At 35.3% G+C, this 14,050-nt stretch carries 15 protein-coding genes; 1 reads left to right on the forward strand and 14 read right to left on the reverse strand.

Going from position 1 to position 14,050, the window contains the following annotated elements:
• From DX873_RS18375 to DX873_RS18430, 12 genes are all read right to left on the reverse strand, one after another.
• Window positions 1–901 (reverse strand): sugar-transfer associated ATP-grasp domain-containing protein (locus tag DX873_RS18375; protein ID WP_181899564.1); only part of this gene is annotated, 901 nt, incomplete at its 3' end.
• Between the two features lie 148 nt (window positions 902–1,049).
• Complete coding sequence (locus tag DX873_RS18380) at window positions 1,050–2,360, reverse strand: phenylacetate--CoA ligase family protein (protein ID WP_147296695.1); 1,311 nt, start codon at window positions 2,358–2,360, stop codon at window positions 1,050–1,052.
• A 41-nt stretch (window positions 2,361–2,401) separates the two neighbouring features.
• Window positions 2,402–3,430, reverse strand: a complete 1,029-nt coding sequence (locus DX873_RS18385) for an ATP-grasp domain-containing protein (RefSeq protein ID WP_116185964.1) — start codon at window positions 3,428–3,430, stop codon at window positions 2,402–2,404.
• 10 nt (window positions 3,431–3,440) lie between these two features.
• Entirely contained in the window at window positions 3,441–4,460 is a 1,020-nt protein-coding gene (locus tag DX873_RS18390) for a GNAT family N-acetyltransferase (RefSeq protein WP_116185965.1), read from the reverse strand.
• Window positions 4,457–5,329 carry a 1-aminocyclopropane-1-carboxylate deaminase/D-cysteine desulfhydrase gene (locus tag DX873_RS18395; protein WP_181899565.1) on the reverse strand — a complete coding sequence of 291 codons (873 nt, stop codon included), beginning with the start codon at window positions 5,327–5,329 and terminating at the stop codon, window positions 4,457–4,459. The genes DX873_RS18390 and DX873_RS18395 overlap by 4 nt, the downstream gene beginning before the upstream one ends.
• Window positions 5,310–5,969, reverse strand: a complete 660-nt coding sequence (locus DX873_RS18400) for a sugar transferase (protein ID WP_116185967.1) — start codon at window positions 5,967–5,969, stop codon at window positions 5,310–5,312. The genes DX873_RS18395 and DX873_RS18400 overlap by 20 nt, the downstream gene beginning before the upstream one ends.
• A gap of 230 nt (window positions 5,970–6,199) precedes the next feature.
• Complete coding sequence (locus DX873_RS18405) at window positions 6,200–6,856, reverse strand: acetyltransferase (RefSeq protein ID WP_116185968.1); 657 nt, start codon at window positions 6,854–6,856, stop codon at window positions 6,200–6,202.
• Window positions 6,857–6,926: 70 nt separating this feature from the next.
• Complete coding sequence (locus DX873_RS18410; RefSeq protein WP_116185969.1) at window positions 6,927–7,142, reverse strand: phosphopantetheine-binding protein; 216 nt, start codon at window positions 7,140–7,142, stop codon at window positions 6,927–6,929.
• An 82-nt stretch (window positions 7,143–7,224) separates the two neighbouring features.
• Window positions 7,225–8,289: a 3-oxoacyl-ACP synthase III family protein gene (locus DX873_RS18415; RefSeq protein WP_116185970.1), complete on the reverse strand. Its 1,065-nt coding sequence runs from the start codon at window positions 8,287–8,289 to the stop codon at window positions 7,225–7,227.
• On the reverse strand, window positions 8,286–8,495 hold the full coding sequence (locus tag DX873_RS18420; RefSeq protein WP_232520983.1) for an acyl carrier protein: 210 nt from the start codon (window positions 8,493–8,495) through the stop codon (window positions 8,286–8,288). Before DX873_RS18420 ends, DX873_RS18415 begins: the two co-directional genes overlap by 4 nt.
• Before the next feature lie 64 nt (window positions 8,496–8,559).
• Entirely contained in the window at window positions 8,560–10,080 is a 1,521-nt protein-coding gene (locus DX873_RS18425) for an amino acid adenylation domain-containing protein (protein ID WP_116185972.1), read from the reverse strand.
• Window positions 10,081–10,500: 420 nt separating this feature from the next.
• A complete protein-coding gene (locus tag DX873_RS18430; RefSeq protein ID WP_116185973.1) occupies window positions 10,501–10,980 on the reverse strand; it encodes a hypothetical protein in 480 nt (159 codons plus the stop codon).
• A gap of 497 nt (window positions 10,981–11,477) precedes the next feature.
• Between DX873_RS18430 and DX873_RS18435 the strand changes: the two genes are divergently transcribed.
• Window positions 11,478–12,197 (forward strand): hypothetical protein, encoded by a 720-nt coding sequence (locus DX873_RS18435; RefSeq protein ID WP_116185974.1) that lies wholly within the window; start codon window positions 11,478–11,480, stop codon window positions 12,195–12,197.
• 122 nt (window positions 12,198–12,319) lie between these two features.
• Here the strand turns inward: DX873_RS18435 and DX873_RS18440 are convergent, their stop codons facing one another.
• On the reverse strand, window positions 12,320–13,105 hold the full coding sequence (locus DX873_RS18440; RefSeq protein ID WP_116185975.1) for a VOC family protein: 786 nt from the start codon (window positions 13,103–13,105) through the stop codon (window positions 12,320–12,322).
• A 145-nt stretch (window positions 13,106–13,250) separates the two neighbouring features.
• On the reverse strand, window positions 13,251–13,859 hold the full coding sequence (locus DX873_RS18445; protein WP_116185976.1) for a sugar transferase: 609 nt from the start codon (window positions 13,857–13,859) through the stop codon (window positions 13,251–13,253).
• Window positions 13,860–14,050: the final 191 nt, after the last annotated feature.

The raw sequence follows: 14,050 nt of genomic DNA on the forward strand, positions 1-14,050 counted from the left end.
TCAATAAACCCCCGGCACCAATATCAGAAAGTCCTAGGTATGGACTGTCGTTAGCTTCAATGATTGTCGGTCCGTCCGGAGTTATGGCCACGTCCCATCCAATTAATTTATTTGGAATATATTTTGTGTATTCGATGACCATTTCACAAGATTCCTTGTAAAAAGGTATTTTAAAGCCTTCAAGTTTGAATTTACTATCAGGGTGGTGCGTTATTCTTTCCCCTCCAAAATCGGTTTTTGCCCATCCCTTAGACATTAAGGTTCCCTCTTTTAAATTTATTGGAATATAGAAGCCTCCGGCCGAACTATTATCTACAACACTGTCTCCAACTCCAAATCTCATGACAGCGGATAACATTGATATTTTTCCCTCATCAGTTACATGGGTAAGCATTCTAATAGTGTTAACCGATTTTTCTTGAATCTTGTTGATTTCAGGATGCTGTTTAACAACCTTGGTGAACAGATAGTTTCCATTCTGCAAACTCTCCCGTTGCTCTTCCAAAGTAGCCTCTAAATTGTCCAGGGTAAGTTTAAAGCAGCCTGTTCCTCCAAAAAGGGATAATGGTCTTACAAACAACTCATCAACACTTTCATTTTTTAGGATATCTCTGATGTATATGACTAAATCACGGTTGTTTATATTCGTCGTCACCTTTTTATTATAGTAATAATTATTAGATAAGCTATATAAAATGGGCTCAGGCGTTTTTAGATTATAAATTTCACAGTAGAGCGCAAAACTTAACTTATTGTGCAAAATAGAAACAAGCTCATATTTTTTAACGATGTCCTTTCTTACTAAAGCTCTTTCCTTGGTACTAAGAAAATCCTTTATATTTTTGACCTCCTTTTTATATAGGTGCAAAAAGTAATAGTATGGCATTTCTTTTTTATACATCGCTAATACAACTAGCTCTTTTATGACTTGAAAAAGAGGCTTTTTGTCAGGATCATTTAAATATCCCTTGATACGTCCTGGATTTTCTACAAATCGTAATATTGCCATGTTGTTGTTTTCTAAATTTTATATTACATACAGATGGTAGTTACCTCTTTTTTATTTCGTTAACTACCTGTCTTCTTTTTCCCGAAGAAAGCAAAGGAATATCATCAACATATTTGATTGTGATTTTGGCATCTTGCCCAAGATACTCCCTACTTTCTGATTTTAGTTGTTCTTCTCTTGTAAAAGTACCCCAAGGATTTAGTCTAAATTCATAGTGTTTTGAGGCAACCTGTGCAAATTGAAATTGCTTAAGTTCCAAATATGACAGCATTTTGGTTGCGACCATGTAAGGTGAAAGAATTTCACCTTTTGTATTGTAGACTAAGTCAACAGTTCTTCCCTCAAGTCTTTCAAAAAAAGGGGCTTCACCATTGTGTGTTGACTCTGATAAAATGGCCATGTCTCCTGTGTCATACCTTATCAGTGGCATGGAGTAATTGAAAAAGTCAGTTACCACAATTCTACCCAGTTCACCTTTGTTGGCAGGAACGTCTTTGGTAAGGGCTAATATTTCATAGTGGTAACTTGCCCAGTTCAGAGAGTAACCGTACTTTGAATGCTCATCTTGTTGCCCTAGAATTCCGCATTCCATATTACCATAACGTGCAAAAACTGGAATTTGAAAGAAATTCGCAAGTTTGTCTTTATCTTCATTGTCCAAAGAGTCTCCATCCGTAATTACTGATTTTATCTTGGCCTTTAAGGGCTCAACATCATTTTTATCTAAATAATTTCCGATAATTTTGGCCATGGATGCAAAACAGACAATACACTTGTGATTCTTATCCTCTTTTATTTTTGAGAACAATTTATCCATTTCGGTATCTGTATAGTTCATTATACCATAAGGAATTATATTCTTCTTCCTAAACTGAACTATTGATTTGGCATCTTTACTATGAGAGGCTCGCAATAAATAAACCTTGTCGCCTAAGTCATACCCTCCCTTTTTTGCAAAATATAAATTGTCAGCTCTATGTCTATGGCGTTTATTCATGTCATGGAGTAAACGAAACGGAGTTCCTGTTGATCCACTGGTCACTACTTCTTCACATTTCTTGCCCACATATTGTTTAGACTTAAAATCCTCAAAATTTTCCCGAACAGTGTTCTTGTTTATTATGGGGAAGTCAGAAAATTTCTTTGCATTTAAGTTTTTGTAGAATGGAACGGTTGAAGAGGCGTGATTGATTAAGCGAGACATATTTTCCCTTCTTTCCATTTTTGCTTGCTCGGAAGCGTAGTTTTCATTGAGAAAAGCTATATTCTTAATGTTGTTTTTTATTGGACTTCCCTTAAGAAAATCAAGAGTCCAAAACAACATCAGTCTAAGTCTTTGGTCAGGTGTCATTTTTTGTAAAATGAAAGTTCAACAAATAGAGTTTAACCCAATTATTTTATAGTTGTTTCCTTAGGGATTTTTAATATACGATCACATTTTGAAAATGCCATTCCAGGTTTGAACTGATTGTATTGGTCTAATCCTGTTTCGTTGTTGAGCCAAGCAATATATAGAGCTGGTGTATTTATCCCTGCTTCATGCGAGAAAGGATAGCCCCCTCCAAAGCGAGGATTCATTTCCAAAAAATAGACTTCTCCGTTAGCTATAAAAAAGTCACAGTCCATATTTCCAACATGTTTGGTCGCATGACTGACTTTTTTTGCGATGGTGTTGAACCTTTCATCTATTACTGAAATGGCTTTGTCTGTTTCCCCTGAACGCATAGCAAGTTTTTTTCTAACAAATGTACCATGGTATTCACCATCGAGGTTGTTCAAGATATCAACACCATATTCTTCGCCATGAATTTTCTCTTGTATCACTATGCAGTTCTTGGCATCCGGGGCACTTATATCTTTAGGAATTGAGCGGCTTACTTTTAGATGTTGCAACCTAAAAGAAAGCTCCAACTCCTCTTCTGTGTAAACAATATCTATGCCTATTGAAGCACTTCCCCACCTAGGTTTTACAACCAAGGGAAGTTGAATATCTTTTTTATATAACGCCTCTTTAGCTGATTCAAGGCTTATGTAGGTTTTTGGGGTTTTGATTTCATTTTCTAGTAGAAAGTGATAGGTTTTCCATTTATCAAAGCAAATATCAATCACATTTGCTGGAGAGATTAATAGTCTGGCCCCTGTTTTTTCAAGCCTTTTCTTATTCTGAGCCAGAATGGGAAGTTCAAAATCATTAAGCGAAATTATTGCATTGACCTTCTCTTCTTGAATAATTCTCTCTATAGTTGAAATATATTCTCCATCGTCAATACTGGGTACCTTTTGAGCAACATTAGCCTCAACTAAGGCAGGTGCGGAAAGTTGCATGTCCACAGCAATCACTTTACCATTGCTATTCAAAGCTTGCTTAAAGTAGTTTATCAAGTAATTTCTACGTCCCGCACAAGTGAAAAGAATATTCATAACCTATCTGTTAAGCTGTTTCCAGTCGATATTTTGGAAAAAAATTGGTGTCGGCATCCTTTTGTTCTTGGGTTAACATACTTTTATAAACGTCTGGTTCAACTATATATTTCCAAACATTAAATTTTGCATAATTTTGGGAGAAAGAGGATTTGAACTTCATCAGGGAGCCTTCTCTTCCTCCAATTCCGCCTCCAAGATTAAGAACCGTGGTACCTTCTTTTTTACTACGTTGGCGACATTCATCGAATAAGAGCCTTAACGGACTACTTTTAAAATATTTTTCAACGCTGAATGCCAGTTCAATGTGTGCAATTTTTTTTGATTGGATCAACAAAGCTCCTGCCATAATTTCATCAGTTTCAGAATCGACAGTAAAAAGAACTTCGGATGAAAAGAAGTCAGATTCAGCTAGTGTTTTAAAATACTGCGCACCAAAATAAAATAATTGCTTGGCCTTTAGTCTATCAAGGCTTTTGTGGTAGTGGGCGATAAAAGTTTCAATATCGGACTCAGTATTTCCGACTTTTACTTTACTTGTCTTTTTTAATTTTTTAAGTATTTGCCGCGTATTTCTGTTATATGCCGAACATTGATCTTCGTCATTTGCGGTTTGGTCAAAATAAACCAATTCCCCAACATTTTCTGTTTGCCCAATATTTTCAAGAATAGTGTTTTGCATTGGGATGTACGGGTTGAGCTTAGAAAACACGGTGACTATTTTTTCCTTTTGAAGTATGTTTTTCAACTTCTTTGAAAAGTTCGTATTATCTATGTCACAATCTACATTTTTATATATAGGGCCAACGTATCCATGAACAGAGGTAAGGTCATAGTAGCCATTTCCCAAATTTCTTTTGACCATTGGAAGGCCTATTCGGGTATTGCCGTTTTCATAGGCGATCAGTATGGCCATTTCCGATGGAGTGCAGAACAATTGGTGATAATCATAGGTGTGGTAAAAATCCAAGTAGTCCATTTGGGAAAGCCATTCATCCCATTCAACCTTATTTGAAATTATTTTTATCATTTAGCCAGATAATTATATATGCCACCAGTATACCAAAATAGTACCTGTCCTGTAATATGTCTTTTCTCTATGATCTGTTGCATCCCATAAAATGCTTTAGCGGTATATGTTGTGTCCAGTGGAAAACCATAGTTCGCCATTGAATCATCGGCAATTTGCTTTATTTGATTATTATACTTTTCGTAACCTCCACATAAAAAGGAATCGTCCACTATTACCTTTGCTCGTTTTCCATCAATACCATATGTTTTGCACAATTCTTTGTAAAACTCCTGAATGCAGTTTTCTGCTTTTTCGGTAGTTCTTCCCACAGAAATGCCAATAACTTTGATGTCTAATCCTTTTCTGGTTACTCCTGCTAAAAGGCCAGCTTGAGTAGTACCGGACCCAGAAGCCAGAAAGATATAATCAGGAACATAGCCAGAATCCACAAGTTTTTCCAACTCATCGGTATAGCAATATCCACCTTCCAAGGTATGCCCTCCTCCATTCAAATAAAAGGGATTGTAGCCCTGTTCACGATAAGTACGTAGTGCCACATCCATATTTTTGCCAATTTCACAGGCGTTACTGAATATCATAGTAGCTCCACTTCCCTTAATAACTTTGGCATTACCTGATTCCGAAAACAATCTTTCCTGATCCCCATGGAGTACCAATGTGCACTTTATGTTATTTTTTTTTGAATACAGCGCTACCGCTCTACAATGGTTGGACTGTATTCCACCTGTGGTCACAATAGCATTGACTCCTTGGCTTTTAATAATCTCATCTAGGGCCATCATTTTTCTAGCTTTATTTCCTCCTCCCAAGTATGGGTATAAGTCATCCCGAAAAACGGAGATTTGATCAGTTATTCTTTGTATCAAGGCTATTTTTATTGATTTTGGATTTTTTTTGATTGATTCTGTAAGTGTCCAGCGCATCCATTTCTAAATCCACTACAATTTCATCGTCTGCGGTGTGGAAAATCTTTTTTACCGTTTTTAATAGGATTACAAAATCAAGCCATAAATTGAGTTTTTTTACATATGCGACATCTAGAGCCAGTTTTTGGTCCCAGTTCAGTTTATTTCTACCTGATACCTGGGCTAAACCTGTGATTCCTGGTTTAACGGTGTGTCTTATTTTTTCTTCTTGTGTATAAAAAGGGAGGTAGCGTACGCGGAGTGGTCTTGGGCCAACCAAGCTCATATCTCCTTTGATGACATTGATTAGCTGAGGAATTTCGTCAAGCGAGCTTTTTCTTAGGAAATTTCCTATTCGTGTAAGCCTTTCAGCATCGGGCAGTAATTTTCCCGATGCGTCCGTGGCATCGCTCATGGATTTGAACTTAATAATCTCGAACACTTTTTCGTTCTTCCCCGGTCTTTGCTGCCGATAAAAAGGTTGTTTTTTGTTGGTGAAAAACAACATGATGTAAACCAAAAAGAAAATTGGAAACAAAACAATGAACCCACAACATGCTCCAACGAAATCAATGATTCTTTTGAATACATTTCTATACATGCAAATAGCTAAATTTTCGAATTATCTAAAGCAATTAGATTATAACTCTGTATTTTCTGTATCACATAGTTCATATTAGATTATTTCCCTAACATTACTAGAAGTAACAGTGTGCCAAGAATCCCTTAAAAAAATTAAATACGTACATTCTGCATTACTGAAGAGTTCCATGTAGAAAACCAAAATATATTAAAACGACCAGATATTGAGTATTAAAAATGTAATGTTGCTCAGTTAACTTTAGGAATGGCCAAAACCTGTTCTTTGTACCTATAAAAAATGGTAGTGTCATCTTTCACGTTTTTGTCCACCACCATACCAGCTTGAACAGTATTATTATTGCCAATGGTTTTACCAGGAATTACAACTGATTTTATGCCAAAGTAGTTGTCATTTCCAACTTTAACAGATCCAGCTATGCCCGCAGCAGAGAAAAAATTATTATCTCCCAATTCACAGTCGTGACTTATAAAACTATAAGAGGTAATAAAGTTGTAATTGCCGATATTAGCATGTTTTTCCAAGATGCAAAAAGGAAAAACAATATTCCCAACACCTATATTTAAATTTTTAGGCATGATAACACTTTCGTGGATAAAACTTCCAATTGTCAATCCTTTTTCAAGTAAAATGTTAATCATTTTTCTTCTTACGGAAACGTTTCCAATGGCTATTAATATCTCAACCTCTGAGTCAGGTTCATATGATTCTATGCTACCTAACCAAGGGGCAGAATAATCATATTTTTTCCATAAATCGTCATTTTGATCAAGGTATCCCACAATTGTAATTTGATTTTGTTGGTCAACCTTGGTATTATGGTCTTCAATATAAAATGTCACTTCAGAAGCTGCGCCTCCTGTGCCTAAAATAACTACTTTTCTCATGCTGTTCTTGGTTGGATTTTTTTAAATATGATATTAGATGGCTTTGTTAATTCAATTTTGTATGTAAGGTTTATTGATGGTTTTCCATCAACTCTTGCAAACCGCTTATAGTTTTAGCGTTATTAATATCCTCAGCTGTCAACGCCACATTATAAGTGGTATCAAACAGTGCAATAATGGATAACACAGCAAGGGAATCCCAAGCATCGAATGATTCCAATTCATCAGAGAGGGAAACCGAATCTACCTCTAAAATTTCAGCAATACTATTTTTAAATTCTTCCATGGAGTTTTACAATTTGTGTGCTAATATGTTATTCCTTTTTTTATTGAATCACTATTATAGACTCAATGTCCTTATTTCCTGTTTAATAATCGATTGTTTCGCAGAAATCGAGCGATCCTAAATTCAACAGAAGTGAACTCCAACTTAATCCGGCCCCAAATCCTGCTAGGCAAATCAGAAAATCCTCTTTTAGGAGTTTTTCACCAAGGTTATGGGTTATATTGGTCGGAATGGAAACTCCGCTTGAGTTACCAAAATTTTCAACGATATTGTTTGGCATTTTATCATAGCTTATCCCCATTTTATCAGCCAGTTTTTTCAGCATAAATTTATTGGGCTGATGGAACATAAAATAATCCACATCGTCTTTGGTCTTACCTGCTTTGTCAAGTAGGCGTTCTACCATTGGAGGAACTTCCCTTTGGACAAAATTAAAAACATCATCACCTTTCATGACCAAATGGTCCAAGGCCCTAGAATTTCCATTTTTATCAGTGACAAGTTCAGCCGTTTTTGGGGTTGATGGCATTTTGAAACCACCTGCAGGAATTATTAAGGCTTCGGCACCTTTGCCATCTGCATTTACCGTACCATAAATAGTACTTCCTGAAGTATCATTTTCTACTATTGTTATTGAAGCAGCATCACCGGTCAGGGGTCTACTCCCTCGATCTTTGGCCGAAACCTTGCAACTCATCATATCCGCATTTAAAACGACGACTTTGTTCACCTCTTCCTGTTCCAACTGCATAAAGGCCTGGTTTAGACCCACTGGATAGCCGGAGCATGCTTGGTTGATGTCCAAACAGATAATGTCCTTTTTTAAATCAAGTTTTCCTTGAATAATATGACTGGTAGCCGGCACAAAATGATCTGGAGACTGGGTTACCAATATAATGGCATCAATATCCTCTTTTTTTAGCAATCCATTGTCAAAAAGGTAATTCAGTCCATAAATGCACAAATCTGATATTGTCGTACCTTCTTTAACTACCCTCCGTTTTCCATATCCCATGATTAATTTTAGCTTCATGGATTGCGCTCTTGAAAAGTCATAATTGTCAATTTCGTCATCGAAATTGACCTCGTTTTCCGGCAAGACCGTTAAAATTCCGGTGATTTTCTTATTTTGAAATTTCAGGTTCATTCTGCTACGCCATTTTTAATGAGTAATTGGATAATGCCATCAACGCTTGAGAAATTCTCAGGTAAAATTTCGGTCCCATCAATTGAAATTCCAAATTCTTCATCCAAAGAAGCTACCAAACTCACTATATCAAATGAATCCAGCATACCTTCTTCAATAAAATTGCTACTTTCTGAAAAATCGAATTCTGGTCTAATCTCTGTCAAGAATGTTATAATTTTTTCTTTCAAACTAAAATAGGATTGCTTATCGGAACATCCTTCGGATGTCCTAAATATTATTGATTTGCTTGTTTAATAATGCTCTATCTATTTTTCCCGTTGTCGACTTGGGCAAAACGTCCATCTTAACGTACCGGGTAGGTATCATATGTTTTGATAAAACCTCACTTAATTTTAACCTAAAATCCTTAACGGGTATTTCTTCCTCGGATTCATATATCAGTACGATTTGTTCTTTGGCCCTATCGAAGAATACACCTGCGTTAATTGTATCAAAAACGCTTAAGATATAATGCTCAATTTCTCCAAGATCGATTCTATATCCGGATAGTTTGATCTGAAAATCTTTTCTTCCGATATAAATATATTCTCCTTTTTCGTTTAAGAATACTATATCACCTGTCCGATATATTCTTTCAGGCACTGACTTGTTTAACGGATTTTGGACAAAAACATTATTGGTTTTCTCAAAATTGTTCCAGTATCCAAGCGCCAATGAAGATCCTCGTACGCATAACTCTCCTTTTTCGCCTACTTTACAAAGTTCGTCCTTTTCGTTCAATACCAAAACATCGGTATTTCTACAGGGTATACCAATTGGTAAGGATTCATTTTCATCGAATGAATCATCCACGATATGGTAAACGCATGTACCCGTTATCTCGGTAGGGCCGTACATGTTTCCATAAACAATATTTTTTTCCAAACTTTTAATCCAATACCCTAAATGTTTTGGAGGCATAACTTCCCCGCCAAACAACACTTTTTTAACAGTCGGGATTTTATTGGTATCAAGTAATCTAAGATTTGCAATGTTGACCAAAACTGCAGGTACCCAGAAGATAAAGTTTATTTTGTTTTCATTGATGTAATCTAGCAATGTGGCCGGAAAAATAAACTTTTGTTCAGGAATTATGTAGAGCGTTGCACCCTTGAAGATCATCAGATAGATATCCAAGGTTGACATATCAAATATAAATGGGGTTTGATTACCAATTTTTTCTTTTTCGGTTATATCAAAGGTTTCTGCTACCCAGTTGATATAATCGATAATGGATAAGTGAGATATAACAACTCCTTTGGGTACGCCTGTGGAACCTGAGGTGTGCAAAATGTAAGCAGGATCGGTATCAATGCAATTTTTATACTTGTAGCTTTCGTCAATATCTTCTCCGGGATTTAGCTTATCAAGGTTTATAATATCAATATCCAGGTTACATTTTTCCAAATTGGGTAAAAACGCATTATTTGTTATAATACAGGAAGGTTTTGATGCATTCAAGATAGCCTGAATTCTTGGGACTGGGTTTTTTGGATCCAGAGGTGTATAGCAATTACCACTGTACAAAGTTCCTAAAAATGAGGCAATGGCATCATTTGTTTTTGGCAGGTATATGGCTACAGGGCTATTTATTGCCTCGGTAGTTTCAGATATTTTAGTCGCTATAAGCTGTGCTTTTAACTTTAGCTCTCCGAAAGATAATTGAGACGTATTGTCGACAAGAGCCAATTTATCCGGAAATGAACTGACCGTATTTTCGAAATATTCAATTAAATTAATTTTTCTCATGCTAGCGCTTAAATACAAATGAAAACTAATTAGTCACCTTGTTTATTTATTTGACTGGCAAAGAAAAAAGCTATTTTTTTTCAATACATGAGTAAACAGGCAACTAATTAGATTTATCCGCAAGAATTAACTCTTTTTTTGTTTTTAGCCAATAAACCATGTTATCAATACATCACATAAATATTAAATTCTCCTTTTAAGAATTGCCATTTATTCAGTGGGGGAAGTTGTGAGAGGAATAATCTACTGTTAAACCAAGCGAGCTTATATACAATATTTGTAGCCCAACTAATTTTTAAACAGAACCATCACTCTATTGTGCAGATTATTTATGGTTTAATCTTTTTGAATATTTGCAAAGGATTTATATGAATATGGAACTGATTTTGATTGGCTTCTTTTAAATATAACTTATATTTTTTAAAGGTTCAAATACTTTTCTGGGATAGGAAATTCAGGAGTTGCACGCTGCCAGTACATACTAAGAATCCACCATCTTTCCTGATAATAGGCTAGCTGAATACTGTGAACATTTCGGACATAGCTTTTGTTGGCTTCCATATCCTCTTTACTGTGGAAGGACTCACAAGTACTGATTACATGGGCGATATTGCCATATCTTTCTTCAACTCTACCAATTTCTCTTTCATAAAATCCAGTCTTTCGAGTTGTTTCCATCCATTTTCCAATTCTTTCAATGTATTCATTACATGACAAAAATTGAGGCCTTAAATTACCGTTTGAATCATTTTCATAACTGATTAATTTCCCCTCAGGATGAAATAAAAACCTATAGAAATCCCAGTCTCTAGGTTCTCCAGGTTCACCACCTATACAAGCGTAGGAAGTTTTTATAATGTCATCCATGGTTTGAACACTTTTTAAATATTCTTCTTTCATTTTTACTTTGGTTTATGGTTTATATATGTGATTTATTTAAATGAATAAAGTAATCTTACATGACCAAATGTCATAACATTATAAATATTAGGTTAATTCTTGCCAAAAATGTACTGGCAAGAATATTCCTTGTAAAAAAACCATTTCTTACTGAAATATTTTTTTTTTTTGGGCCAAAGACCAAAACAATCGACGACTCACCCGCATTTCAAATAAAATAAAGTTTAATACCGAGAGAACCCAAAACCATTTCAAGCTTAACACTTTCTGAAGACTCTACAGTCTTTCTTTTTTAGAAATATTATTGCTTTTACAAAGCAGAAAAAATATAAAAGAGGCGATTTCAAGTATATTTAGACAAAACACCTGAATGTCTATATGGTGCGGAAGCAACTTCTGTATATTTGAATGCAAAATATTAAATCAATCAATCAATCAATCAATGACATTTCTATTATTGGTAAAAAGTAACAAATAGATTTAAGTGATAAATAATTATGGAAAACAAGAAAGAAAGTAATGCTCAGACCCGTAAGCAAATTGAGAACAGTGAAATCTGGTATTCTAATAATAATACAATAATCGGGAACTCTGGAACTGATTTAAAACCATATGGTCCATTCAATGATCAAAACAATAGGTTGGTTCAAATATCAGGTAATCCGGATGGAAGGTATGGACTTCCCATATTAACTTTTGTAAAAGCCAATCATAAGCATGATTATGGAGGTTCGATCATGTGGCTTTCCGATGGTTTAAACAATGATGATAAAAGGTTTGCGCAAATTAGTGGGCATATCAAAAAAACAGATGGCTACATAACTTTTAATACAAGAAAAGAAACTGACAAACCAGGTTTTTTTAACTCAATGATATTTGATGAAAATGGAAATTTGGGAATAGGAACCCCAGATCCCAATGGATGGAGATTATCTGTGAACGGTAAAATCAAAACCAAAGAAGTTAACGTGGAGGCTGAATTTAGGGATTCCATGCCAGATAAAGAGGACGATATTCCTTCACTAAAAGAAGTTGAAAATTATATTAATGCCAATGGACATTTAAAAGATATTCCAAGTGCCAAAGAACTAAAAAATGATGGAGTGTCACTGGGTGAGATGAGCTTAAAATTGCTTCAAAAAATTCAAGAATTAACCCTCTACACTATTAAGCAACAAAAAGAAATAGATGAACTGAAATCTTTGGTTAAAAAATAACTTCTAAAACCAGACAATCAGTTTGAGAAAAAAGTATTGGCAATAATAGTACGGGTGCGTTTTGAAAGGATATAAAGCAACTAACTTGGCGATTTAAAACAGAAGGAGTACTTATTTCGGAGTTAAATCCATATACCTTCTGGTATTGGTTTCTCCTCCACTATTTCAATCAGCAATTGGTTGGGGCCACGAAGAAAAAAGCTTTTAAGTCCATGAACAGGGTCAACTGCAATTTCTTGAACTATTTGTACACCATGGGATTTGATTCTTTCATAGACGGGTTCAAGTTCTTGATAAGAAAATCCGATGTGGTCCAGCACGGTTCCATCTGTTGGTTTGAAATTTTTTGGAAACCAAGTCCTTTCTTCAACGGGTCTTCCATTTACCATAATATTGATGTTGCCAACATTTAGAACGTTCCATTGAAATAACCCGGTTCCCCAAGTTAGCGCAAGTTCATTTACTGGAGGCAAACCAAGATGTGTTTTGAACCAATCCATAGTTTCATCAACATTTTCTGCCAAAAGATGAATGTGCTCAAAGGAATGATTTTTGTTTCCTGTAAACACTTCAACGACTTCTTTGTTAGGACCATAAAAATACATCCAATGGTCATCGCCCAGTGGGTTGATACCAGTATGGACTTCAATACCTTCTTTTACCCGCCAGTCAAATTCGGATTGACCATCCACTCCTGACCATCCAATATGCCAGAGACTTGAACCAAGATGGGTTTCGGGCTGATTTTCAACCTGGTCTAGCAAGAAAAATGATTTTTCGGTAAATAGAGCCTCCGATTTGTCACGATAACTTATCTTTTTGGCTCCAAAATACTTTTGATAATAGGCAATGGTGGCTTCTATATCTGTAACGTTTAAATGGATATGATGAAAGTTGGCTTTATTCATTTTTTTGTCAATAGAGCGGATTATAAATTCAGCTTTTACATTAAAAATAAGAGATAAAAGATTCGTTATGGACAGAGAATGTGTAAAGCTTTAAGGTGTTTGCTTGAAACTTATTAGTAAAGGCATAAGTTTTTATCTTTTTGCTTTAGCTGTTTCCTTTCCACGCCGACCAGGCATCCTTTTGGTCATTAGAATAGACATCATCGGATTTGAATATTTTTCCGAAGGTCTTGAACAAAATTTTTACGTCGGTCACAAAATCTAAATGGTCTACGTACCATACGTCATGTTCAAATTTTTCTTCCCATGTTAACACATTGCGTCCATTTACTTGCGCCCAACCAGTAATTCCAGGTTTGACGCAATGTCTTCTGGCTTGTTCATCATTATATAATGGAAGGTAGAGAGGGAGTAAGGGTCTAGGCCCAACAATTGACATGTCTCCTTTTAAAACATTGATTAACTGTGGTATTTCATCTAACGAGCTATTCCGAATAAATTCACCTAGTTTTGTTACTCGTTCCGCTTGATCGGTCAACTCACCTCCTTTGTTTTTTGGGTCTTTCAAGGTTTTAAACTTGATGATGGTAAATGGTTTATTGTTTTTACCTACCCTTTCTTGAAAGAAAAAGGGCTTACCTTTATTGGCAAACATCAATAACACTATTAGCATAAAAAAGATGGGCGATAATAGTAGAAATGCGGTTAGCGCTATTGAAATATCTAATAATCTTTTAAAAAAGCTTTGGTACATTTTAGTCGGTTCTTTTTCAGATGTTACTTCTATTACAATTTTAGCTTTATGTAAGGGATAGGACTAATAAAATTAATGTCGCTGCCCATATACAATGTTATGTTATTCAACGATATCGTTGAATAAAAATTACTTGGCACTTTATGAAATTTATTTCTGGATTTTAAATGAAATACCATTTTCTTTTATAC

It is taken from the genome of Flagellimonas nanhaiensis (assembly GCF_003382275.1).
Classification (GTDB): domain Bacteria; phylum Bacteroidota; class Bacteroidia; order Flavobacteriales; family Flavobacteriaceae; genus Flagellimonas; species Flagellimonas nanhaiensis.

Bases quoted from the DNA above. Each gene is read 5' to 3' on its own strand.
- DX873_RS18380 (WP_147296695.1), bottom strand. From the start codon at position 2,360: ATGACACCTGACCAAAGACTTAGACTGATGTTGTTTTGGACTCTTGAT.
- DX873_RS18385 (WP_116185964.1), bottom strand. From the start codon at position 3,430: ATGAATATTCTTTTCACTTGTGCGGGACGTAGAAATTACTTGATAAAC.
- DX873_RS18390 (WP_116185965.1), bottom strand. From the start codon at position 4,460: ATGATAAAAATAATTTCAAATAAGGTTGAATGGGATGAATGGCTTTCC.
- DX873_RS18400 (WP_116185967.1), bottom strand. From the start codon at position 5,969: ATGTATAGAAATGTATTCAAAAGAATCATTGATTTCGTTGGAGCATGT.
- DX873_RS18405 (WP_116185968.1), bottom strand. From the start codon at position 6,856: ATGAGAAAAGTAGTTATTTTAGGCACAGGAGGCGCAGCTTCTGAAGTG.
- DX873_RS18410 (WP_116185969.1), bottom strand. From the start codon at position 7,142: ATGGAAGAATTTAAAAATAGTATTGCTGAAATTTTAGAGGTAGATTCG.
- DX873_RS18415 (WP_116185970.1), bottom strand. From the start codon at position 8,289: ATGAACCTGAAATTTCAAAATAAGAAAATCACCGGAATTTTAACGGTC.
- DX873_RS18425 (WP_116185972.1), bottom strand. From the start codon at position 10,080: ATGAGAAAAATTAATTTAATTGAATATTTCGAAAATACGGTCAGTTCA.
- DX873_RS18430 (WP_116185973.1), bottom strand. From the start codon at position 10,980: ATGAAAGAAGAATATTTAAAAAGTGTTCAAACCATGGATGACATTATA.
- DX873_RS18435 (WP_116185974.1), top strand. From the start codon at position 11,478: ATGGAAAACAAGAAAGAAAGTAATGCTCAGACCCGTAAGCAAATTGAG.
- DX873_RS18440 (WP_116185975.1), bottom strand. From the start codon at position 13,105: ATGAATAAAGCCAACTTTCATCATATCCATTTAAACGTTACAGATATA.
- DX873_RS18445 (WP_116185976.1), bottom strand. From the start codon at position 13,859: ATGTACCAAAGCTTTTTTAAAAGATTATTAGATATTTCAATAGCGCTA.